This is a genomic window from Photobacterium kishitanii (assembly GCF_000613045.3).
GTDB lineage: Bacteria > Pseudomonadota > Gammaproteobacteria > Enterobacterales > Vibrionaceae > Photobacterium > Photobacterium kishitanii.
The window spans coordinates 3,102,061-3,124,959 of the sequence record NZ_LN794352.1; the positions used below are offsets into that span (position 1 = coordinate 3,102,061).

The 22,899-nt window shown below is 41.0% G+C and carries 21 protein-coding genes and 2 tRNA genes; 15 read left to right on the top strand and 8 right to left on the bottom strand.

The window, feature by feature from the left end; genetic code table 11:
- The 3 genes from PPBDW_RS14315 to orn form a co-directional block, all read right to left on the bottom strand.
- Positions 1 to 73, bottom strand: a tRNA-Gly gene (locus PPBDW_RS14315).
- Between the two features lie 21 nt (positions 74 to 94).
- Positions 95 to 171 (bottom strand) — tRNA-Met (locus PPBDW_RS14320).
- A 131-nt stretch (positions 172 to 302) separates the two neighbouring features.
- Positions 303 to 848: an oligoribonuclease gene (orn, locus tag PPBDW_RS14325; RefSeq protein ID WP_036788849.1), complete on the bottom strand. Its 546-nt coding sequence runs from the start codon at positions 846 to 848 to the stop codon at positions 303 to 305.
- 72 nt (positions 849 to 920) lie between these two features.
- Between orn and rsgA the strand changes: the two genes are divergently transcribed.
- The 3 genes from rsgA (at position 921) to PPBDW_RS14340 (ending at position 4,041) form a co-directional block, all read left to right on the top strand.
- Positions 921 to 1,973, top strand: coding sequence for a small ribosomal subunit biogenesis GTPase RsgA (gene rsgA, locus PPBDW_RS14330; RefSeq protein ID WP_036788851.1), 1,053 nt, complete (start codon positions 921 to 923; stop codon positions 1,971 to 1,973).
- A 223-nt stretch (positions 1,974 to 2,196) separates the two neighbouring features.
- Positions 2,197 to 3,063 (top strand): archaetidylserine decarboxylase, encoded by an 867-nt coding sequence (asd, locus tag PPBDW_RS14335; RefSeq protein ID WP_036788993.1) that lies wholly within the window; start codon positions 2,197 to 2,199, stop codon positions 3,061 to 3,063.
- 252 nt (positions 3,064 to 3,315) lie between these two features.
- Positions 3,316 to 4,041, top strand: a complete 726-nt coding sequence (locus PPBDW_RS14340; RefSeq protein WP_107187125.1) for a carbonic anhydrase — start codon at positions 3,316 to 3,318, stop codon at positions 4,039 to 4,041.
- Between the two features lie 259 nt (positions 4,042 to 4,300).
- Here the strand turns inward: PPBDW_RS14340 and epmA are convergent, their stop codons facing one another.
- Positions 4,301 to 5,272: an elongation factor P--(R)-beta-lysine ligase gene (epmA, locus tag PPBDW_RS14345; RefSeq protein ID WP_036788856.1), complete on the bottom strand. Its 972-nt coding sequence runs from the start codon at positions 5,270 to 5,272 to the stop codon at positions 4,301 to 4,303.
- Between the two features lie 554 nt (positions 5,273 to 5,826).
- Between epmA and frdA the strand changes: the two genes are divergently transcribed.
- Genes frdA through frdD form a run of 4 tightly spaced genes read left to right on the top strand, consistent with a single transcriptional unit; the run spans position 5,827 to position 9,140 of the window.
- Positions 5,827 to 7,641 carry a fumarate reductase (quinol) flavoprotein subunit gene (frdA, locus tag PPBDW_RS14350; protein WP_036788858.1) on the top strand — a complete coding sequence of 605 codons (1,815 nt, stop codon included), beginning with the start codon at positions 5,827 to 5,829 and terminating at the stop codon, positions 7,639 to 7,641.
- Positions 7,641 to 8,381, top strand: a complete 741-nt coding sequence (locus tag PPBDW_RS14355; RefSeq protein WP_036788860.1) for a succinate dehydrogenase/fumarate reductase iron-sulfur subunit — start codon at positions 7,641 to 7,643, stop codon at positions 8,379 to 8,381. The genes frdA and PPBDW_RS14355 overlap by 1 nt, the downstream gene beginning before the upstream one ends.
- Before the next feature lie 2 nt (positions 8,382 to 8,383).
- Positions 8,384 to 8,767 carry a fumarate reductase subunit FrdC gene (frdC, locus tag PPBDW_RS14360; RefSeq protein WP_036788861.1) on the top strand — a complete coding sequence of 128 codons (384 nt, stop codon included), beginning with the start codon at positions 8,384 to 8,386 and terminating at the stop codon, positions 8,765 to 8,767.
- 10 nt (positions 8,768 to 8,777) lie between these two features.
- Positions 8,778 to 9,140 (top strand): fumarate reductase subunit FrdD, encoded by a 363-nt coding sequence (frdD, locus tag PPBDW_RS14365; RefSeq protein ID WP_036788863.1) that lies wholly within the window; start codon positions 8,778 to 8,780, stop codon positions 9,138 to 9,140.
- A gap of 138 nt (positions 9,141 to 9,278) precedes the next feature.
- Here frdD and efp read toward each other — a convergent pair whose 3' ends face one another.
- The gene (efp, locus tag PPBDW_RS14370) at positions 9,279 to 9,845 is read right to left on the bottom strand and encodes an elongation factor P (protein WP_036788864.1); all 567 of its coding nucleotides are present in this window, start codon (positions 9,843 to 9,845) and stop codon (positions 9,279 to 9,281) included.
- A 33-nt stretch (positions 9,846 to 9,878) separates the two neighbouring features.
- Between efp and epmB the strand changes: the two genes are divergently transcribed.
- The 3 genes from epmB (at position 9,879) to PPBDW_RS14385 (ending at position 13,120) form a co-directional block, all read left to right on the top strand.
- The gene (gene epmB, locus PPBDW_RS14375) at positions 9,879 to 10,901 is read left to right on the top strand and encodes an EF-P beta-lysylation protein EpmB (RefSeq protein ID WP_036788866.1); all 1,023 of its coding nucleotides are present in this window, start codon (positions 9,879 to 9,881) and stop codon (positions 10,899 to 10,901) included.
- Positions 10,902 to 11,354: 453 nt separating this feature from the next.
- Positions 11,355 to 12,257 carry a 30S ribosomal protein S6--L-glutamate ligase gene (gene rimK, locus PPBDW_RS14380; protein ID WP_036788868.1) on the top strand — a complete coding sequence of 301 codons (903 nt, stop codon included), beginning with the start codon at positions 11,355 to 11,357 and terminating at the stop codon, positions 12,255 to 12,257.
- Between the two features lie 404 nt (positions 12,258 to 12,661).
- Positions 12,662 to 13,120: a hypothetical protein gene (locus tag PPBDW_RS14385; RefSeq protein ID WP_036788870.1), complete on the top strand. Its 459-nt coding sequence runs from the start codon at positions 12,662 to 12,664 to the stop codon at positions 13,118 to 13,120.
- An 890-nt stretch (positions 13,121 to 14,010) separates the two neighbouring features.
- Here PPBDW_RS14385 and groL read toward each other — a convergent pair.
- Positions 14,011 to 15,654: a chaperonin GroEL gene (groL, locus tag PPBDW_RS14390; RefSeq protein ID WP_036788872.1), complete on the bottom strand. Its 1,644-nt coding sequence runs from the start codon at positions 15,652 to 15,654 to the stop codon at positions 14,011 to 14,013.
- A 42-nt stretch (positions 15,655 to 15,696) separates the two neighbouring features.
- Positions 15,697 to 15,987 carry a co-chaperone GroES gene (locus PPBDW_RS14395; protein WP_036788874.1) on the bottom strand — a complete coding sequence of 97 codons (291 nt, stop codon included), beginning with the start codon at positions 15,985 to 15,987 and terminating at the stop codon, positions 15,697 to 15,699.
- A gap of 207 nt (positions 15,988 to 16,194) precedes the next feature.
- On the opposite strand from PPBDW_RS14395, the gene PPBDW_RS14400 reads away from it, so the two are divergent.
- Positions 16,195 to 17,550: an MATE family efflux transporter gene (locus PPBDW_RS14400; RefSeq protein WP_036788876.1), complete on the top strand. Its 1,356-nt coding sequence runs from the start codon at positions 16,195 to 16,197 to the stop codon at positions 17,548 to 17,550.
- Between the two features lie 81 nt (positions 17,551 to 17,631).
- On the opposite strand, the gene PPBDW_RS14405 is transcribed toward PPBDW_RS14400, so the two are convergent.
- Positions 17,632 to 18,126, bottom strand: coding sequence for an FxsA family protein (locus tag PPBDW_RS14405; RefSeq protein ID WP_036788878.1), 495 nt, complete (start codon positions 18,124 to 18,126; stop codon positions 17,632 to 17,634).
- Between the two features lie 449 nt (positions 18,127 to 18,575).
- On the opposite strand from PPBDW_RS14405, the gene aspA reads away from it, so the two are divergent.
- The 4 genes from aspA (at position 18,576) to PPBDW_RS14425 (ending at position 22,848) form a co-directional block, all read left to right on the top strand.
- Positions 18,576 to 20,036: an aspartate ammonia-lyase gene (gene aspA / locus PPBDW_RS14410; RefSeq protein WP_080888944.1), complete on the top strand. Its 1,461-nt coding sequence runs from the start codon at positions 18,576 to 18,578 to the stop codon at positions 20,034 to 20,036.
- A 112-nt stretch (positions 20,037 to 20,148) separates the two neighbouring features.
- Positions 20,149 to 21,456: an anaerobic C4-dicarboxylate transporter gene (locus PPBDW_RS14415; protein WP_036788880.1), complete on the top strand. Its 1,308-nt coding sequence runs from the start codon at positions 20,149 to 20,151 to the stop codon at positions 21,454 to 21,456.
- Positions 21,457 to 21,593: 137 nt separating this feature from the next.
- The gene (locus tag PPBDW_RS14420; protein WP_054262081.1) at positions 21,594 to 22,094 is read left to right on the top strand and encodes a thioredoxin fold domain-containing protein; all 501 of its coding nucleotides are present in this window, start codon (positions 21,594 to 21,596) and stop codon (positions 22,092 to 22,094) included.
- Positions 22,095 to 22,218: 124 nt separating this feature from the next.
- Positions 22,219 to 22,848, top strand: coding sequence for a response regulator (locus tag PPBDW_RS14425; RefSeq protein ID WP_036788882.1), 630 nt, complete (start codon positions 22,219 to 22,221; stop codon positions 22,846 to 22,848).
- The last annotated feature ends 51 nt before the right edge of the window (positions 22,849 to 22,899 follow it).

A 22,899-nucleotide genomic window follows, 5' to 3' on the forward strand; every position in this document is an offset into this window, starting at 1 on the left:
AGCGACACACGAGGTTCGAACTCGTGACCTCAACCTTGGCAAGGTTGCGCTCTACCAGCTGAGCTAGTGTCGCATCACATCTCTAAAAGAGATTTGGTTGCGGGGGCCGGATTTGAACCAACGACCTTCGGGTTATGAGCCCGACGAGCTACCAAGCTGCTCCACCCCGCGTCCGATTTTTAACGAAAGGAAACAAACACGTTATCTCCTTTCGAGGCTGCGCATTATACGACTAAATTTGTCGGATGCAATAGTTCTTAAACCAAAAACCGCAGATTATTTTCTAACTGCTTATTTTCACATCAAATAGTGAAAATATGCTCACGATAATAGCGCAACTCAGCAATTGAATCATGAATATCATCTAATGCTAAGTGGCTACCTTGTTTAGAAAAGCCATCAAGTAACTCAGGCTTCCAACGACGTGTTAATTCTTTCAGTGTACTAACGTCAAGATAACGGTAATGGAAATACTGTTCAAGCTTCGGCATATGTTTATATAAGAAGCGACGATCTTGACCAATACTATTACCACAAATAGGTGATACACCTTTTGGCACCCACAGTTCTAAAAAAGCAATGGTTTGAGCGACCGCTTGCGCTTCAGTAATAGTACTTTGACGAATACGCTCGACTAAACCACTATTAGTGTGTGTGGTTGTACACCAATCGTCCATTTTTGCTAATTCAGCTTCTGGCTGATAAATAGCTAGAACGGGGCCCTCTGCCAACACATTAAGCTGTGGATCGGTCACAACTGTGGCGATTTCAATGATTTTATGAGTTTCTGGATCCAATCCGGTCATTTCCAGATCAATCCAAATAAGATTCTGATCGCTGATTGTCATTCGATATTGCCTCTTTTGTGACTAAACCATGTATGATAATACCGAAAGCCAACCAAACAGAACGATATTCTTGTGGCAAAAAAGAAAAAACTAACTCAAGGTCAGAGCCGACGTGTCCGCTCTAACCAAAATAAGCGCCTCGATCGCGCTAAAAATGAAGTCCAATGGGATGAAGCCCTATTGGAAAATGCCCGTGAAGGGCTAGTTATTACTCGATTCGGTCAGCACGCAGATGTTGAAGATCCGCAAACGGGTATTATTCATCGCTGTAACCTACGTCGCAGTATTCAGAGCCTCGTTTCTGGAGACCGTGTCGTTTGGCGTCCAGGTGTTGAAGCATTACAAGGTATTGCAGGCGTTGTAGAAGCGGTACATGAACGCAAATCAATGTTGACCCGCCCTGACTATTACGATGGTGTAAAAGCGGTTGCAGCTAACGTTGATCGGATTGTAATTGTGTCATCGATTCTACCCGAGCTATCGCTTAACATCATTGACCGTTACATTATTGCAGCTGAAACTATCGGCATTAAACCGCTAATTGTGGTTAATAAAGTCGACTTATTGACAGCGGAACAACGACTTGACGTTGAACGTAAGTTAACGCAATACCAAAATATTGGTTATAGCGTACGCTTAGTCAGTACCGATACTGGTGAAGGGCTTGAGGATTTGAAGGTTGATTTAAAAGATCATGTCAGTATCTTTGCCGGTCAATCTGGTGTTGGAAAATCAAGTATGGTCAATGCATTAATGCCAGACGTTGAGGCTGATATTGGCGATGTTTCGACTAACTCTGGCTTAGGCCAACATACCACTACGGCTGCGAGATTATATCACTTTGCTGATGGCGGTGATTTAATCGACTCCCCAGGAGTACGTGAATTTGGTCTATGGCATCTAGAACCAGAACAAATTACCGAAGCATTTGTTGAGTTTCGTCAATATCTAGGTGGCTGTAAATTCCGTGATTGTACACACGGGAACGATCCTGGCTGTATCATTCGCGAAGCCGTTGAGCGTGGTGATATTAGTCGCGAACGCTACAATAGTTACCATAAGATTATTGAAAGTATGTCGGAAACAGTGGCTAACCGCCAATTTTCACGTAACAAACCAAACTAAAAATAGAATAAGCCTAAAGAATTTCATTATTTTTTAGGCTTATTTTTTATCGACTACAATTCAAATCAACACCGACAAACTTAACTTATCTACTGCAGCTATAACGCCACAATAACTGACATTATTAAAATAGTTCGGTACTATTACGGGTTGACGTTATTCTTCCAAATAAGCAAAGAATAACTAACTTATTGATTAATTAATATTTACTGGAAGAATGATTGTGCTAGATAAGATTAAGATTGGCCTTCAATATTGCATGCCAAAGCATGCGTTAACCCGTCTTGTGGGTAAACTAGCGGCTTATGAAGGTGGAAAACTAACTACTACTATTATTCGTTGGTTCATCAAACAATATAACGTCAATATGGCTGAAGCGCGTAATCCGGATCCAATGGCTTACCCAACCTTCAATGCTTTTTTTGTACGTGAACTAATGGAAGGTGCTCGCCCAATTAACAACGATCAGCAAATCATTAGTCACCCCGCTGATGCTTGTGTAAGCCAATTCGGTCCAATTAAAGCTGGGCGCTTATTCCAAGCCAAAGGCCATTACTTTAATGCCTGTGAATTATTAGGTGGTGATAGCGATTTAGCCGATGAGTTTATGGGGGGAGAGTTTGCGACATTGTACCTTTCACCAAGTGACTACCACCGAGTTCATATGCCATGTGATGGTGTATTACGCAAAATGATTTATATTCCGGGCGACCTTTTTTCTGTAAATCCACTCACCGCAACCAATGTTCCTAATCTGTTTGCCCGTAATGAGCGTGTTGTATGTGTGTTTGAAACTGAGTTTGGCCTATTAGCACAAGTGCTCGTTGGCGCGACTATTGTTGGCAGCATCGAAACCGTATGGGCTGGTACTGTGACGCCACCTACGGGTCCAGAAGTTCGTCGTTGGGATTACCCAACAACGGGAGAACAAGCTATTTGTTTAAAGAAAGGTCAAGAAATGGGTCGCTTTAAATTGGGCTCAACTGTGATTAACTTATTTCCTAAAGATAGCATCTGCTTTGTAGACAACATGCAACCAGGTCAAGTTACCCGCATGGGACAACCTTATGCTGAGCGTCTAGTTAAATAAAATACTACCAATACTATTGTTGACGGGGTAACGATTACCCCGCGACATTGGTTAATACCTAATAAAGCACAACATTTTTGTTTATTGGTGCTCTATATCTCTGCTTTATATTACAGCTATCACTAAAGCTATTCTTTAATAGTATTTTTCAATATCAAATCAAAACATTACTATGCTAACGTTAGTGCTTCATCTCGCGTACCCAGTACTACTGTTAGGTCGGGATAACTCTCATACTCATAGGTAATCATAATGAAAAAAAACACAGTATCGGCATTAGTACTCGCCTTAGCGACCTGCTTTTCTCTTTCTGCACACGCTAATGCGGCATGGGGATACGGCGATCAACAAGGTACTGAGCATTGGGTTGATAGTTACCCAGCTTGTGGCGGCGAAAATCAGAGCCCGATTGATATCGAGTCTCCTATTCAAACGCAAACCCAACCATTACAGATCAATTATGAAGGTAAAATCACTAGCCTCACTAATAACGGTCATACTATCTCAGCCAATGTTAGCGGTGATAATAAAGTCATTATCGATGGCGATACTTACACACTTAAACAATTCCATTTCCATACTCCGTCTGAAAACTATATTGACGGCAAGCAATACCCATTAGAAGCACATTTCGTTAATGTTGATGCAAGTGGCCATATTGCTGTAATTGCGGTGATGTTTGAAAATGGTCCTCGAGCAAATAATGAATTAACCACCTTACTAAAAAAGATTCCAACCAAAGGTGAGACAATTGATTTTACTGGTGACCTAGCTCCAAACGCACTACTGCCGCGTGAACGTCAATATTTCCGTTATAATGGTTCATTAACCACACCACCATGTACAGAAGGTGTGCGTTGGTATGTTATGCAAAGCCATCTTACAAGCTCAGCGGCTCAAATAGAGCAACTTAACCAAATGATGGGTGATAATAACCGTCCCTTACAACCTCTTAATGCTCGAATTGTGATCGAATAAACACCAATGTAAATGATAATCAGTTGCAACAATGATTAAGTCCGGCTAGAATATTTTAACGGTTTAAACACCTTGAAATCCTACTTGCTGTTTGACCCCATCATCATTTACACCCAATAAGATCTTCGGCGTTAATTGCACGTCCCCTCAGTATGAGATTATTGATAATCACTAACTGGTGCATAACCGCTATCTGACGACAAAAAAAGCACGGCTATAATAACCGTGCTTTTTTACACTGCTGTATTGCTACAAATCTTTAAGCAATTTCAATTGGGAAAGCCGTTACTTGATCGATATGATCAAGTTCTAATGCCAACATAATCACCCGATCAATCCCTAATGCAACCCCTGCACAATCAGGAAAACCAGCCCGTAATGCTTCAACGAGATGCATGTCGATAGGTTGCGGCTGTAAACCCATTTGTAATCGCTTGTGGTTATCTTGTTCAAAGCGCAACAATTGCTCATCACCATTTGCTAACTCATGAAAACCATTAGCAAGCTCAATCCCTTTAAAATACACCTCAAACCGCTCAGCAACACGTGGATCTTGGGGATTAATTTGAGCTAGCGCGGCTTGTGAAGCCGGGAAATCATATACAAAAGCTGGCACTTGTTGACCAATTTTAGCTTCAACACCAATACTAAACAGTAATTGCAATAAGGTGTCACGATCTTGCTCTGGCTCAGCAATATCAGCCAACCCTAACCGAGTAGCAACAGCTTTTAACTCTGTCATCGTGCTTTCTAATGGGCACACGCCTAACACATCAATAAATGCTTGTTGATACGTCATTTTTTCAGCAGCACCACAGCCTAATACTTGCTGCAATAACACATCCATTTCAGCCATTAGCTGATGATGGTCAAATCCTGGTCGATACCATTCCAACATCGTAAATTCAGGATTATGGTAACGTCCCGACTCCTCATTACGAAATGATTTACATATCTGATAAATCGCCCCACTACCAGCAGCCAATAGTCGTTTCATGTGAAATTCAGGACTGGTCATCAAATACAATGTTTGACCATTAGCATAACCAGGCCCCACAAACTCGGTTTTAAACGCATGCAAATGAACATCCGTCACTGTCGCCTGGCTCATGGCTGGCGTATCCACCTCGATAACATCACGAGCTGCAAAAAACTGACGAATCGTCGCGAGTAAAACAGCACGCTGTTTTAGTTGAGTAATATCAGCAGTAGGCTGCCAAGGCTGAGACATAACCATTTCTTCTTATATAAAAGGAAATCAGACCATTATTCTAACAAAGCCACACACCTAACCAAGTATTGGGCTAATTATATTTACTACCAATCAACACTCATTGTGAATAAAAATGAATAGCATTAACAGGTACACCATCAAAAATCATTAAAGCAGCAATATCCACAACAACAAAAAAATACAAAAAAATAACAACAAACACACGGATAATTAAAAAAAGATCACATTCATCATTAATAGAATGCATCGAATGGCTTATTAAATCTTTTACAACAAGGTGTTAAAGCATTTTTTTGTTACACACAATTAATAAGCCACAAACAATTAACCACAAACAAAACAACTAATTAACACCACCAAAACATGACAACTTGTGACAATAATCACAATTTCTGTAATCAGATTACATTTTTTGATTATTTCGTTAAAAACACGCGTCTACATCATATTTTATCTTAATGAGGTTTCATAAAATACCCGCAGGATTTCAAGGATAGATGCGCACGACGCGTCTTTTCATTTTTTTACCGTCTTACCTTCGGAGGATAGCTGTGAAGACTATTACCACAGATATCGCTGTAATTGGCGCGGGTGGTGCAGGCCTACGTTCTGCCATCGCTGCTGCAGAAGCAAACCCAGAACTAGAAATTGCACTTATTTCAAAAGTCTACCCAATGCGTTCGCACACAGTTGCCGCTGAAGGTGGCTCTGCTGCTGTTATCAAAGACGAAGATAGCTTTGATAATCACTTCAACGATACCGTTGGCGGTGGTGACTGGCTATGTGAACAAGATGTGGTTGAATATTTCGTCGAGAATTCAACCCGTGAAATGATCCAAATGGAGCAATGGGGTTGCCCATGGAGCCGTAAAGAAAACGGGGAAGTGAACGTACGTCGTTTTGGTGGTATGAAAGTTGAACGTACATGGTTCGCGGCAGATAAAACTGGCTTCCATATGCTACACACCCTATTCCAGACCTCTATCAAATACCCACAGATCAAACGTTATGACGAATACTTCGTGGTCGATCTTCTAATTGAGAATGGCGAAGTACAAGGTCTTATTGCAATTCATATGGCTGAAGGTGAACTGATCTGTATTAAAGCAAAATCAGTGATCCTAGCAACCGGTGGTGCTGGTCGTGTTTACCACTGTAATACTAACGGTGGCATTGTAACTGGCGATGGTATGGCAATGGCATTCCGCCACGGTGTACCGCTACGTGATATGGAATTTGTTCAATACCACCCAACAGGTTTACCTGGCACTGGTATTTTAATGACCGAAGGTTGTCGTGGTGAAGGCGGTATTATCGTTAATAAAAACGGTTACCGTTACCTCCAAGATTATGGCATGGGCCCAGAAACACCTGTAGGCGAGCCAAAAAATAAATACATGGAACTAGGTCCGCGTGACAAAGTTTCGCAAGCGTTCTGGCATGAACAACAAAAAGGTAACACGATTCAACATCCATTGGGTGATGTGGTGATGCTTGATTTACGTCACCTTGGTGAAGAGTACTTACATGAGCGTTTACCGTTCATTTGTGAACTTGCTAAGGCATACGTTAACGTTGATCCAGCCAAAGAGCCGATTCCAATCCGCCCTACCGTGCATTACACCATGGGTGGTATTGAAACTAATGGCCAATGTGAAACCCGTATTAAAGGTCTATTTGCTGTTGGTGAATGTGCCTCTGTTGGTCTTCACGGTGCAAACCGCCTCGGTTCAAACTCACTGGCTGAGTTTGTCGTATTTGGACGTGTAGCCGGTGAACATGCGGTTAAACGTGCTGAAGAATTCCAAGGTTGGAATGATACTTCAATCAATGCCCAAATTGATGCCGTTCAAGCACGTATTGATGCCCTAATGGCACAAACAGGCGATGAGAACTGGGCGCAAATCCGTACTGAAATGGGTCATACCATGGAAGCGGGTTGCGGTATTTACCGCCAGCACGATCTAATGCAAGCCACGATAGATAAACTAGCGGAGCTAAAGCAGCGCTTTAAACACATTAGCATTCAAGATAAAGGCAAAGTCTTTAACACTGACTTGCTATATGCAATTGAAGTTGGTTACGGCTTGGATGTTGCTGAAGCAATGGCGCACTCAGCAATTCTACGTACAGAATCTCGCGGCGCACACCAGCGTCTAGATGATAACTGTACTGAGCGTGATGATGTTAACTTCCTCAAGCACAGTTTGGCATTCTACAACGATGGTGCTGCACCACGTATCGATTACAGTGATGTAACGATTACTAAATCACAGCCAAAAGCGCGTTTATACGGTGCCGCTGCTGAAGAAGCTGCTGCCGCTGAAGCTGCCGCGACTAAAGTAAATCAAGAGGAAAAGGCATAATGTCAGACAATCGCATTCAAAAAATTGAAATTCTGCGTTATGACCCAGCAACAGATGCAGAACCGTATTTACAAGCATTTGAAGTACCGTTCAATGAAACCATGTCAGTACTTGATGCATTAGGTTACATCAAAGACCACCTTGATAAGCACCTAAGCTACCGCTGGTCTTGCCGCATGGCGATCTGTGGTTCATGCGGCATGATGGTCAATGGTGTGCCGAAGTTAGCTTGTAAGAGCTTCCTTCGTGATTACCCAAATGGCGTTAAAATTGAGCCACTAGCTAACTTTGCGATTGAAAAAGACTTAATTGTCGATATGACGCCGTTCATTGAGCGTCTTGAAGCAATCAAGCCCTACATTATCGGCAACGATCGTAAGCCTGAAGATGGCACTAACCTACAAACACCAGAGCAAATGGCAAAATACAAGCAATTTGCTGGCTGTATTAACTGTGGTCTTTGCTACGCAGCCTGTCCACAATTCGGTTTAAACCCTGAATTTATCGGTCCTGCAGCACTCACACTAGCACACCGTTATAATCTTGATAGCCGTGACCATGGTCAGCATGAGCGTATGGAGCTGATCAATAGTGAGAATGGTGCATGGGGCTGTACATTTGTGGGTTACTGTTCTGAAGTATGTCCAAAGAGCGTTGATCCAGCAGCTGCTGTAAACCAAGGCAAAGTGGAATCATCGAAAGATTTCGTTATTGCAATGTTGAAGCCTCAGGAGGCATAAGGATGAGCAACCGTAAACCTTACGTTCGTGAAATGACGCGTACATGGTGGAAAGACAGTTCTTTCTATCGTTTTTACATGCTGCGTGAAGCAACTGTATTGCCGCTAATTTTCTTTACTATCTGTCTAACCTTTGGCTTAGGTTGTTTAGTAAAAGGTCCTGATGCGTGGCAAGGTTGGCTGAATTTTATGGCTAATCCAATTGTGATTATTCTAAATATTATTGCGTTAGCTGGCAGCTTATTCCACGCTCAAACATTCTTTAGCATGATGCCGCAAGTGGTGCCAATTCGCATTAAAGGCAAGAAACTAGATAAGAAGATTATCGTTCTTGCACAGTGGGCAGTTGTTGCTGTCATCACCGCCATTGTTTTAGCGCTAGTTTAAGGAGCCGCTCGTGATTAATTTACATCCAAAACGTTCCGATGAACCAGTATGGTGGAGTCTATTTGGCGCCGGTGGTACTTGGTTTGCCATGATCTCCCCTGTCACAATTTTAGTACTTGGGATCATGGTGCCACTTGGTATTATCAGTCCAGAAGCCGTTAGCTATGAGCGCGCAGCAGACTTCGCAACCAGCTTTATTGGCGCATTGTTTGTCATTGCCACCTTATCACTACCAATGTGGCATGGTATGCACCGTCTACACCATGGTATGCATGACCTTAAGTTCCATACTGGTGTTGCTGGTAAAATCGCTTGTTATGCAGCAGCATTTCTAGTCACTGCACTATCGATTATCTTCGTATTTATGATTTAATCATTACTAAATACCATCCCAAAAGCACCGCAAGCGGTGCTTTTTTTATTGCTAAATTTTAACGAAAACATCATTGAGCATAAATTTAAGCCAACAAAAAAGGCCGCCTAAGCGACCTTTTTTAAAGCTCAATATGAATTACTTCACACGGCTTACGTATTCACCTGAGCGTGTATCAACTTTGATAACTTCGCCAATTGCGATGAATAGAGGAACACGAACTACAGCACCTGTAGTTAATGTTGCTGGCTTACCACCAGTACCTTGTGTATCGCCCTTAAGACCAGGATCAGTCTCTGTTACTTCAAGCTCAACAAAGTTTTGCGGAGTAACAACGATAGGGTTACCGTTCCATAGCGTTAGCGTACACGCGTCGTTTTCTACTAACCATTTCGCATTATCACCAACAGCTTTTACGTCTGCTGCGATTTGCTCAAATGTTTCATTGTTCATGAAATGGTAGAATTCACCATCGTTATATAGATAATCAAGTTCAGTATCGACTACGTCTGCAGCTTCAACAGATTCACCTGATTTAAACGTTTTTTCAAGAACTTTACCTGAAATAAGTTTACGGATTCGTACGCGGTTGAACGCTTGACCTTTACCAGGTTTAACAAATTCGTTTTCGATAATGACACATGGTTCATTATCAAGCATAATTTTCATTCCGCTGCGGAATTCATTGGTGCTGAAAGACGCCATTCTAATCCTCTTAACATCTTCGAGTTGTATTTAATGTCGCATATCATACCCCGAAACGTGCCATCTGTTGAGCAAAACTGGCTGAATGATCTAGCTAATGCGATATCTGATCCGTTAAAGCTACTCAATTGGCTTAAAATTGATCCAACACCTTGGCAAAAAGGTCTCGCTGCTAAAAAATTATTTGCGCTTCGCGTTCCTGTAAGTTTTGTAGAAAGAATGGAAGTTGGCAACCCATACGATCCATTATTACGCCAAGTACTGCCGCTAGAGCAAGAATTCGAAGTCCACCAAGGCTATTCAACCGATCCCCTTGATGAACAAGATAACCCGATTCCAGGGCTACTACATAAGTACCACAACCGTGTTTTGATGATAGTGAAAGGCGGTTGTGCCATTAATTGTCGCTATTGCTTTCGACGTCACTTCCCTTATCAAGACAACAAAGGCAATAAAGCAGTATGGCAACAGAGCCTTGATTACATCGCCAGTCAACCACAAATTAATGAGGTGATCTTATCCGGTGGTGATCCATTAATGGCAAAAGATCATGAGCTAACATGGCTACTCGAACATATTGCCACGATTCCCCATATTAAACGGTTACGGATCCACAGCCGTTTGCCGGTAGTGATCCCACATCGAATCACACCAGCACTGTGTGAACTATTTGCCACCAGTCGCTTACAAATTATCATGGTGACCCATATAAACCATGCCAATGAGATTAATAGCGACCTAACGACTGCAATGACACAACTCAAGCAAGCTAAGGTCACATTGTTAAATCAAAGCGTGCTACTTAAAGGCGTTAATGACTCCGTCACAGCACTGACAAACCTTAGCGAAGCATTATTTGATGCCGGTATCCTACCTTACTATCTACACGTACTTGATCATGTTCAAGGAGCTGCGCATTTCTTTGTCAGTGACCAGCAAGCACGAAGCCTAATGGCTGAAGTGATCAATAATGTCTCAGGCTATTTAGTACCAACATTAGCCCGTGAAATTGGCGGCAGAAGCAGTAAAACACCACTCGATCTTTATCTTGAGTAATTTTCATTTCTATATCGTAACCTTCTCAATACCCTCACGCTATATCACTATTACCATACTGGCTCGTCATTACGGGTCAGTAAGAGGCTGTTATTGACGATATTAATTATCGTACCGTACAGCTTTTCATAAAAAAAACACCTAAAACATACACCAACCATTTAGCCTATTATAGGCCAATCAATATTGTGACATAACTCATTGTTTTATAACGAGCGTACAGCCTGTACAGCTTTTGATGCTATATAACTAGATAGCTATTGGCCTATGATGTTACTTTTGAATTGTTAGTAATATTACTCTTGCTCACCATTAAAAAAAATCATCGTGGCAGATCTCGATTTTTCTACAATTTACGTGCATAGTCGCGCCTCATACAGCAGCCCTTTATCGTATCGGCGTTCGCCAAACGTCACCGCTGCTGCCAACTCGCTCCCTTACATGAGTACCGTAATGAAAATTGGCATTTTGTCACAGGACGCAAACTTATATTCAACTCGCCGCCTTCACGAAGCTTGTCAGCAACGAGGTCATGAAGCAGTCATTATCAACGCCCTTCGTTGTTATATGAATATCAATTCGGTGCAACCCTCTATTCATTTTGAAGGCACTGATCTTATTGGCTTTGATGCTATCATTCCACGTATAGGCTCAGACATTACCTTCTATGGTTGCGCTGTATTACGCCAATTTGAAATGATGGATGTGTTTTCTGTGAATCAGTCTATTGCGATTTCACGTTCTCGCGACAAACTACGTTCATTACAATTACTGAGCCGTGAAGGTGTCGGTATGCCGATAACGGGTTTTGCCAGTAAACCTGATGATGTTTTAGATCTGATTAAAATGGTCGGTGGCGCCCCGCTAGTAATAAAACTTTTAGAAGGGACGCAGGGGATTGGCGTTGTACTTGCTGAAACTCAAAAAGCAGCTGAAAGTGTTATTGAGGCATTTATGGGTCTTAAAGCTCATATCATGGTTCAGGAATATATTGAAGAAGCCGGTGGTGCAGATATTCGTTGTTTTGTAATTGGTGATAAAGTGATCGCGTCAATGAAGCGCCAGGCAGCAGAGGGAGAGTTCCGCTCCAACTTACACCGTGGTGGCAGTGCTTCATTAATTCGAATTACGCCAGAAGAACGTAAAACGGCAATTGCAGCAGCAAAAGCGATGGGGCTGAGTGTTGCAGGAGTTGATTTATTACGATCTAAACGTGGACCACTGATCATGGAAGTTAATTCATCACCAGGTTTAGAAGGTATAGAAGCAGCAACAGGTAAAGATATTGCCGGTATGATTATTGACTATATTGAAAAAAATGCAGGTAAAAGTCGTCGTCACCTACAAAATCAATAGCTTATAAAAAATCATCAAAAAGCAGTCTAATAAGGCTGCTTTTTTATTAACTAAACAACACCGATCAGCTTTTTCGACTAAAAACAGCTAAAAGGTGTCCATTATTGTGAGTTTAATAAAAAAGACAAAAAATAACGTAACTCATTGATATTAAGTAACAAATAACCGTACAGCTTTTTATGCTTTTTACTCAATGAACTGCCGACGAGGGTTTGCCATAGGAAAAGTGCACTATCTTTCTATATCCCTATAAATATCGCCATCAACAAGGACCGTAGTACTCGTATAAAGATGTGATCCTTAAAATACTCATAATCAATATCTTGATTAGTACTACCTCGTACCATCAAATTACGCTAACGTATAAACAATATGATGACGATAAGACTAACCAAGGATTCGCAATGACTGATTTTATCTATGATGTTGAAATGGTAGAAGATGATAAGCCATATAGTATGGGGCAGGTAAACACCAATGAAATTCCAGAAGAAGCACTGACTACTTACACTCAACTGCTGTCGCAATTACTGCAACAACAAGACCAAGGTAAACGTTATGCTGGTTTTGGTTTTGAGGGCGCAGAAAAATTAGCATTTAGTGCACTACAAATTGCTGAACATGATCAAATTGGTGCAGGAATGGTCTACAACCCAGATGATAATGGTGACAACTTTGTATTAATCGGCCGTGTGTTCTTTTGTATCAAAGATCGTACGGTATCATTTAACATGGAGTCTAACGCAGATGATGTGCTCGTACAGGGAGAGATTGATCTACGTGGTTACATTCAATCATTTGTCGTTTGCTTTATGGCAGCGTGGGTTGAACTAAACAAAGAATACCTACCAAGCAATAACTAACGTATATAAAAATTCAGCCCTCGGTGTCAACGCATCAGGGCTTAATGTAACCCACCCTTTGTACAGCTTTAGCTTAAAATAACACCTTTTTTAAGTACAAAAGTCCAGCCGCTTATTACCTCCAAGTAAAACACCTCTAACGTACTGATTTTTAATAACTATATTTAACGTACAGCTTTTCGCGCTTTTTTCCATGCAAACTAAAGACTATGGCTTGCTTTTAAGTTGCCGTTTTATGGTTACTCACACATAACTAGACTATAAAAGCACACCATCAATACCGAGCAAATAACTGCTCACCATTATCAAATTAAACAACTGGATCGTACCAAGGAGGTGAATTTAACGCGATCATAAAAAGACAGTTAAATCACTAGATAACTGTACTGACAACTTAAAGTATAAAAACATAATATAAATTAATATTTTATTATCTTGTAATTTATCATCAAAAATATTGATCATGATTAAATAGATAAAATTCAGCAAATAATCAACATTTCATCTAATAGATATAAAAGTAACAATAATATGAATAGTAGCCATTTTGCAGCTACTTACTATTATTGGTTTAAAAACTTCTATCGCTAAAACAGCAACCAACAACGTTCAGGTTTTTTGCCAATAAACAGCAAAAACATGTACATTTCTTCACTCACCAACCAACCCTTAACTTATAAGCTTAAGCTGTTGTTTCTATTGATGTTTATTTACGTACAGCTTTTCGAGAAATATCCCGCACGAACTCCCCATATAAGCCTGCAATGAAAATTAATCAAACACAGCGTAAATCATTATCTTCAGGCAATAAAAAAGTCGAGCATAGCTCGACTTTTTATGGCAACAACTTTTATAACCCAGAGAATTTAATCTCTACGGTTATAAATATCTTACATCATGCCACCCATACCGCCCATACCGCCCATGCCACCCATATCAGGCATAGAAGGAGCATCAGATGCTTTATCAGTAATCATCGCTTCAGTAGTGATCATAAGACCTGCTACAGATGCTGCGAACTGAAGAGCTGAACGGGTTACTTTAGTTGGGTCAAGAATACCCATCTCAATCATATCGCCATATTCGCCAGTTGCAGCGTTGTAACCGTAGTTACCTTCACCAGCACGAACATTATTAGCAACAACTGATTCTTCATCACCTGCGTTCTTAACAATTTGACGAAGTGGTGCTTCCATTGCACGAAGTGCTACACGGATACCTACATTTTGCTCTTCATTATCGCCAACAAGGTTTACTACTTTAGATGCTGCACGAATAAGTGCTACGCCACCACCAGCAACAACGCCTTCTTCAACCGCTGCACGAGTTGCATGTAATGCATCTTCAACGCGGTCTTTCTTCTCTTTCATTTCAACTTCAGTTGCTGCGCCAACTTTAATTACCGCAACGCCACCAGCAAGTTTTGCAACGCGCTCTTGAAGTTTTTCTTTATCGTAGTCAGAAGTTGCATCTTCAATTTGTTGACGAATTTGAGTTACACGACCTTGAATCATGCTCTCTTCACCAGCACCATCAATGATAGTCGTGGTTTCTTTAGTGATAGTAATACGCTTAGCTTGACCAAGATCTTCTAGTTGAACTTTCTCAAGCTCTAGACCAATCTCTTCAGAAATAACAGTACCAGCAGTCAGTACCGCGATATCTTGTAGCATTGCTTTACGACGATCACCAAAGCCAGGCGCTTTAACAGCAGCAACTTTAACGATACCACGCATATTGTTAACCACTAATGTTGCTAGCGCTTCGCCTTCAACATCTTCTGCAACAATAAGTAGTGGACGAGACGCTTTTGCTACGCCTTCTAGAGCAGGAAGAAGCTCACGAATATTTGATACTTTCTTATCAACCAATAGGATAAATGGACTTTCTAAATCCACAGAACCTGCTTCTTGGTTATTGATAAAGTATGGTGATAGGTAACCACGATCAAACTGCATACCTTCAACAACATCAAGTTCATCTTGAAGTGCTTGACCTTCTTCAACCGTGATAACACCATCACGACCTACTTTTTCCATTGCTTCTGCAATAAGGTTACCAACAGTTGTATCAGAGTTTGCAGAGATAGTACCTACCTGTGCAATTGCTTTAGTGTCAGCACAAGGTACAGACAATGTTTTTAGCTCTTCAACCGCAGCGATAACAGCTTTATCGATACCGCGCTTAAGATCCATTGGGTTCATACCCGCAGCAACCGCTTTTAGACCTTCAGCGATAATCGCTTGGGCAAGTACCGTTGCAGTTGTTGTACCGTCACCCGCAGCGTCATTCGCTTGCGATGCAACTTCTTTCACCATTTGTGCGCCCATGTTTTGGAACTTATCTTCCAATTCAATTTCACGCGCAACAGAAACACCATCTTTAGTGATAGTTGGTGCACCAAATGATTTATCTAGTACAACATTACGGCCTTTAGGACCTAATGTTACTTTTACCGCATCAGCTAGAATGTTAACACCTTCTAGCATTTTAATTCGTGCGTCGTTACCAAACTTAACGTCTTTAGCAGCCATCTTAGGATTTCCTTTCTTAATTCTTAATTTAATGTGATCGGATTATTCAACGATTGCCATAATGTCATTTTCAGACATGATAAGAACTTCTTTACCGTCAATTTTTTCAGTTTTAGTACCGTAGCCTTCAGCAAAAATAACTACATCGCCCACTTGTACGTCAAGTGGTTGTACGGTGCCATTTTCTAAAATGCGGCCTTTACCTACAGCAAGAATTTTACCGCGAGTAGATTTTTCAGCAGCTGAACCAGTTAAAACGATGCCACCGGCAGACTTAGATTCAACTTCTTGGCGTTCAACGATAACTCGGTCGTGTAAAGGACGAATGTTCATTGGTCGTCTCTCCTGATAATTAAGGTAATGTCCATGATTTTAAGCCTACAAGCTCTAACTTGTATGACTTTCTATATGACTAAGATGTTGGGTCTAATTTCTAAATCCCAAGGTTTAGACGGCTTTTTTTTGTTATTTATTTGAGAAATTTTGCCCGATCACACACTTTGCATTAGGGTATGCAGGCATCCTTATTTTGAGACCACTATGGCAACCCAACCCAAGTCAGATAAACATGGATTATTATCAGCACCAATTCCTGATGCATTACGTCGTTTAGCAGTGCCAATGGTGTTTGGCATGATCGCGATTTTAATGTTTAATTTAGTCGATACTTTCTTTATTTCACGCTTGGGCACCAATGCACTAGCGGCGGTTAGTTTCACCTTTCCAGTTACCTTTGGCCTTAATTGTATCACTATGGGAATGAACGTTGGTATATCAACCAGTATTGGACGCATGCTCGGTCAAGGCGATAACCACAGTGCAGCCCGTATTACCACTCATGGGTTACTACTAAGTCTGCTATTAATGATTGTTGGCTCGAGCATTGGATTGCTTACCATTAAACCATTATTTACCTTAATGGGGGCTTCAGCTGAGTTACTACCGATTATCGAACAATATATGACAGTGTGGTATCTCGCGATTCCATTACTCGTGATCCCAATGGCAGGTAATAGTGCTATTCGCGCCACTGGCGATGCGAAAAGTCCCGCAAAGATCATGGTGATCGCTGGTGTCATTAACGGCCTATTAGATCCTTTATTGATCTTTGGCTACGGCCCTATCCCCGCTTTAGGCGTGCAAGGGGCTGCCATTGCCAGTGGTATTAGTTGGGTATTTGCACTTATCGCATCATTATATCTGCTTTATAAACGTGAAAAGTTACTGATCTTACCGCAATGGCGATTATTGAAACACGATTGGCAACAAATTTTGCACATTGGCGTACCAGCAGGCTTGTCAACTGCGCTCAACCCACTATCGGGAGCGTTATTAATGGCACTATTGGCAAGTCAAAGTACCGCTTCTGTTGCTGCTTATGGTGCAGCGATGCGAGTCGAATCCTTATTAGTGATTGTAATGATGGCACTTGGCTCAGCATTAATGCCTTTTATGGCGCAAAACTTAGGCGCGGAGAAACCACAACGAGCCTTTAGCGCCCTCTTTACCGCCATGCATTTTGCTATCGGGTTTCAATTGTTGGTTTTTATTGCGATGGTGCCATTAAGTATGCCACTCGCGGCACTGTTCTCTAAAGACAGCGTGGTTCAAGAACAATTATGGCATTATTTATTAGTGGTGCCTGCTAGTTATGGATTACAAGCGATTTGCATGCTGTTAATTAGCGCCCTTAATGCCTTACATAAAACCATTAATGCACTATGCTGGAATCTATTGCGGCTATTTGTGCTATTACTACCAGCGGCATGGATAGGTAGTTATATTTATGGAACTGAAGGGCTATTTATTGGTATTGCAGTAGCTAATATCATCAGTGGTATTGGTGCTTATTGCTATGCTCGAAAACTACGAAAAAACATGCTTTCACTCTCGTGATTAATATGAATAGCATGAATAAAAAAAAGCAGCCTCGGCTGCTTTTTTATGCGTAATATTTTTGTTTCTTCTATGTTTCATTTACGGCAATCGATGATTGGAATTGTTATTTTTATGGTCATCTTTACGTTCATACTCACCATCAAACACATCGCCATTAGCTGCATCATGTGAATTGGTGTGATGTGAAAAACCACCACCGAATTGATTAAAGTTACTTTTTAGAGTGACTTTTTGCATTAATAATTGGGCAATTTTAGCCCTTGATGGCGGCAATAATAAGACCAATCCTAAAGCATCTGTCATAAATCCTGGCGTTAATAATAACACCCCAGCCACTGCTAACAACATTCCTTCAACTATTTCTTGAGTTGGCATTTCACCTTGTTGCAGCTTCTTCTGAACTGAGGTTAAGGTCGCTATTCCTTGACTTCTTACCAACGATGCTCCAATAACCGCAGTTAAAAAAACAATCGCTATTGTTGGCCATAGACCTAATAACCCACCCACTTGAATGAATAAGCCAATCTCAACCATCGGCACCACAATAAATAGCAACATTAATAGTGGAAACACAAACAACCCCTTTCATTAAATAAATTTATGCTGACGCCTTGTCGTATGACCTTACCTTATTATAGATCTAATTACTCATTACAAATTTTATTAGCTCGTTGAAAAGTGTTAACAAATAATACAAAATTATAATTTGAATCAGCTCCCAAAACAGTCTTACCTCTTCCTACATTTTATTCACATCCTGTCATTTTTCTTCATTTTAGAAGCAAAATAGCGTGCTACTGTTAACAGAAAATGTGAAAGAGATCGCGTTTCCGTGCAAAGATTAACAAGCTCTCGTAAAAAGTGATCTGGATTAGGTTTTTAGCGGTTGAGGGGAGTATTATCGGCATCAATTAAGGTGTCAGGTACGATCATCTAGCCACAACTTTGCGACAATGGATTATCGCTACAACTGTTGGCTTACTTATTGATTTTAATTATAAAGATTTGCAAAGGGCTATATTATGTCTCAGATGATTGATCTTGAAAAAAATAAAGCAACAATCAATGTTGCAACTCGTATCGAAGAAGATCTACTTGGCGAACGTCATGTACCTGCGGATGCCTATTGGGGTATTCACACATTACGTGCAATTGAGAACTTCAATATTTCAAACACAACAATTTCAGATGTTCCTGAATTTGTACGTGGCATGGTATTTACCAAAAAAGCAGCAGCAATGGCCAACAAAGAACTTGGCGCAATTCCTTCTGATATCGGTAATTACATTGTTCAAGCATGTGATCTCATCCTTGAAAATGGTCGTTGCATGGATCAATTCCCATCTGATGTTTTCCAAGGTGGTGCTGGCACATCGGTTAATATGAACACTAACGAAGTTATCGCTAACCTTGCGCTTGAAATTATGGGTGAAGAAAAAGGTCGCTACGATATCGTTAACCCAAATGATCATGTTAACAAATCACAATCAACTAACTGTGCTTACCCAACAGGTTTCCGCGTTGCGGTATACAACAGCATCATTAATATGCTGGAAGCACTGGATTACTTAAAAACTGCATTTGATGTTAAAGCTACTGAATTTGCAAGTGTTCTGAAAATGGGCCGTACCCAGCTTCAAGACGCTGTACCAATGACTGTTGGTCAAGAATTCCATGCTTACGGTGTATTACTAAAAGAAGAAATTAAAAACCTTCAATACACAGCACAACTACTACTTGAAGTTAACCTTGGCGCGACAGCGATCGGTACTGGTCTAAACGCTGCGACAGGTTACCAACAATTGTCTGTTCAACGCCTTGCTGAAATCACCGGGCTACCAGTCGTTGCTGCAGAGGATTTAATTGAAGCAACCTCTGATTGTGGCGCTTACGTAATGGTTCACGGCGCACTAAAACGTACTGCAGTTAAATTATCTAAAATTTGTAATGATTTACGTTTACTTTCTTCAGGCCCACGTACAGGTCTAAACGAAATTAATCTACCTGAAATGCAAGCGGGCTCTTCAATTATGCCAGCAAAAGTAAACCCAGTTATCCCTGAAGTGGTTAACCAAGTTTGCTTTAAAGTGATTGGTAACGACACCACTATCACTTTTGCAGCAGAAGCAGGTCAATTACAGTTGAACGTAATGGAGCCGGTTATTGGTCAAGCAATTTTCGAATCTATTAGTCTATTGAAAAATGCTTGTATTAACTTACGCGATAAGTGCATCGAAGGGATCACAGTAAATAAAGAAGTCTGTGAAAGCTACGTCTTTAACTCTATTGGTATCGTTACTTACCTAAATCCATTCATTGGCCACCACGAAGGTGACATTGTCGGTAAGATTTGTGCTGAGACAGGTAAGAGCGTACGTGAAGTCGTCCTTGAGCGTGGCTTACTGACTGAAGAGCAATTAGATGATATCTTCTCCATCGAGAACTTAATGCATCCTCAATATAAAGCTAAACGTTACAACTAAAAACGTTAGCGACTGAGAATACCAGCGGATTGTCACTTGATTATCCGCTTTTTTTTTGTGAACAAATCCTCTTTTTATTTTTATTTTTTAAACTTTTAGACAGGAAAATTGTATGACTGGACTTGAACTCTTAGTCGTTCTAGGTTTTATTTATTTAGGCTCTAGGATTGGCGGTATTGGTATCGGCTTTGCCGGTGGTGCCGGTGTTTTAGTATTATCATTAATATTTGGGGTACCAACCAGCGAATCGCTGATCCCTATCGATGTTATCTTAATTATTATGTCAGTGATCACTGCCATTGCCGCAATGCAGGTTGCCGGTGGTATGGATTGGCTGGTAGAGATTGCAGAAAACTTTCTTCGTAAACACCCGAAACGTATCACTTTTTATGCGCCTATCGTAACTTATTTTATGACGGTGTTAGCGGGTACAGGGCATACAGCTTTTTCCACCCTACCTGTTATTGCTGAAGTGGCTAAAGGTCAAGGCATTCGCCCTTCTCGCCCACTTTCCATTGCCGTTATTGCATCACAAATCGCGATTACTGCCTCACCTATTTCAGCAGCGGTCGTGTTTTTCTCTGGTATCCTTGAACCCGTTGGCGTGAGTTACATAACGCTATTGGCTATTTGTATTCCAACCACCTTTATTGCCTGTATGGTCGGTGCTTTTGTGGCTAACTTTATGGGTTGTGAACTAAAAGATGATCCTGTTTATCAAGACCGTTTAGCTAAAGGTTTAGTCAATATTGAACAAACTGGCAAGCGTGATATTAAGCCAACGGCACGTAAAGCAACTTATATTTTTATTACTGCCATTGTGCTGGTCGTGTGTTATGCCGCCGCTATTTCTCATTCAGTCGGTTTAATTACTGATCCAACATTAGGTCGTAACGAAGCAATTATTGCCGTTATGCTAACCTCAGCAGCGATAACTGTATGGGTAACCAAAATTGATGCCGCTGAAATCCCATCAGCACCGACATTCCGTTCAGGTATGACAGCCTGTATCTGTGTTCTTGGTGTAGCATGGTTAGGTGCAACCTTTGTTAATGCGCACGTTGACGGCATTAAAGAAATTGCAGGCTCATTATTAAGTGGCCACCCTTGGATGTTAGCGTTAATTCTATTCTTTGCTTCAATGCTACTTTACTCTCAAGGTGCAACTACAACCGCATTAATGCCTGCAGCATTAGCGATTGGTGTGGCTCCACTAACAATGGTGGCTTCATTCGCCGCAGTAAGTGCTTTATTCGTCTTACCAACTTACCCAACACTATTAGCCGCAGTAGAAATGGATGACACAGGTTCAACTCGAATTGGTAAATGGGTCTTTAACCATCCATTCTTTATACCGGGTGTGGTTACCATTGCAACATCGGTGGCTTTAGGCTTTTTATTTGGTAGCTTTATTTTATAATTTACAACTAACACAGAATGATTAAAAAGCTGCTTTCGAGCAGCTTTTTTTTATTGGTGATAAATACTTGCTAAGCTGAAAAGAGGATCTTTTAGATTAACAATATCTAATACTCACTCGCACAGGGATGGCTATTTATGGTCACGATTAAGATAAAACATGCTTTTTGGGGATTAACCACCGTCATAATCATCATGGTAAGTACCTACTTACTATATGCAAAGTCGACACCTATGGCGCTGACATTTACCACTGTTAGTTCAATTTCAGAATTAAAACTCGCTCTTAAAATAGCGGCTCAACAACAACGGCCAGTAGTGCTCGATGTCTACGCTGAATGGTGCTCACCCTGCGTTGCTTTGACTCAACAGACCTTTCCCGCTGCAAATGTTATTCCTCAACTTAATAAATTCACCCGCTTAAAAGCCAATGTCACTGCCAATAACGCCACCGATATCGCATTGATGCAATATCTTAATGTTATCGGCTTTCCAAGCTTATTATTTTGGGATCCTCAAGGTAACCCCTTACCACAGGCAAAAATCAATGGCTTTATCAATGCAGATAATTTTAGTCAGCACTTACAACTACCAATATTCTCTTTACCCCCATCAACCTCACAAAATAACGTGCAATGACGCACATAATTACAAAAGTGGTACTTTCAAGCGCGATCAAGATCCAATCTCAGCCGTGACGAAATTGCACCTTAGTTACTGAAATGTTAACGTCAAAAAATCAATTACTTCAATAGGCATCGCTATGGACGTTCCATACACCATTGTTATCGCCGATGATCACCCGTTATTTCGTAATGCCCTCTTGCAATCGATTCAGATGGCGATCAGTGGAGCCAACCTCCTCGAGGCCGATTCACAAGATTCTTTATTTTCATTGTTAGAAAAAAACGGTGATATTGACTTATTATTACTCGATCTTAAAATGCCGGGGTCGAATGGTATGTCTGGCCTAATTCAAGTACGTCAACAATATCCAGAGTTAGCCATTGTGGTAATTTCTGCCAGTGAAGAAGACCAGGTTGTTCAGCAAGTTTATAATCATGGCGCATTTGGGTTTATTCCCAAATCCAGTGAGATGCCGACATTATTAGCCGCCTTAAAACAGATCCTCAATGGTGAACCTTATTTCCCCACCACTATCAGCCACAATAATCATCATCAGCAACTATCAGCCAAAATTGCAGCGTTAACACCACAACAATACAAAGTATCAACCATGCTAACTGAGGGGTTGCTAAACAAACAAATAGCGTATGAACTGAGTGTCTCTGAAGCAACGATCAAGGCACATATGACGGCCATTTTTCGCAAGCTTGAAGTCAAAAATCGCACCCAAGCGGTAATATTATTACAACAATTAGCAATCAATTAGCCTGATAACGTCGCTACATTCTCTTCCATAACGACGCATATCACCATCACA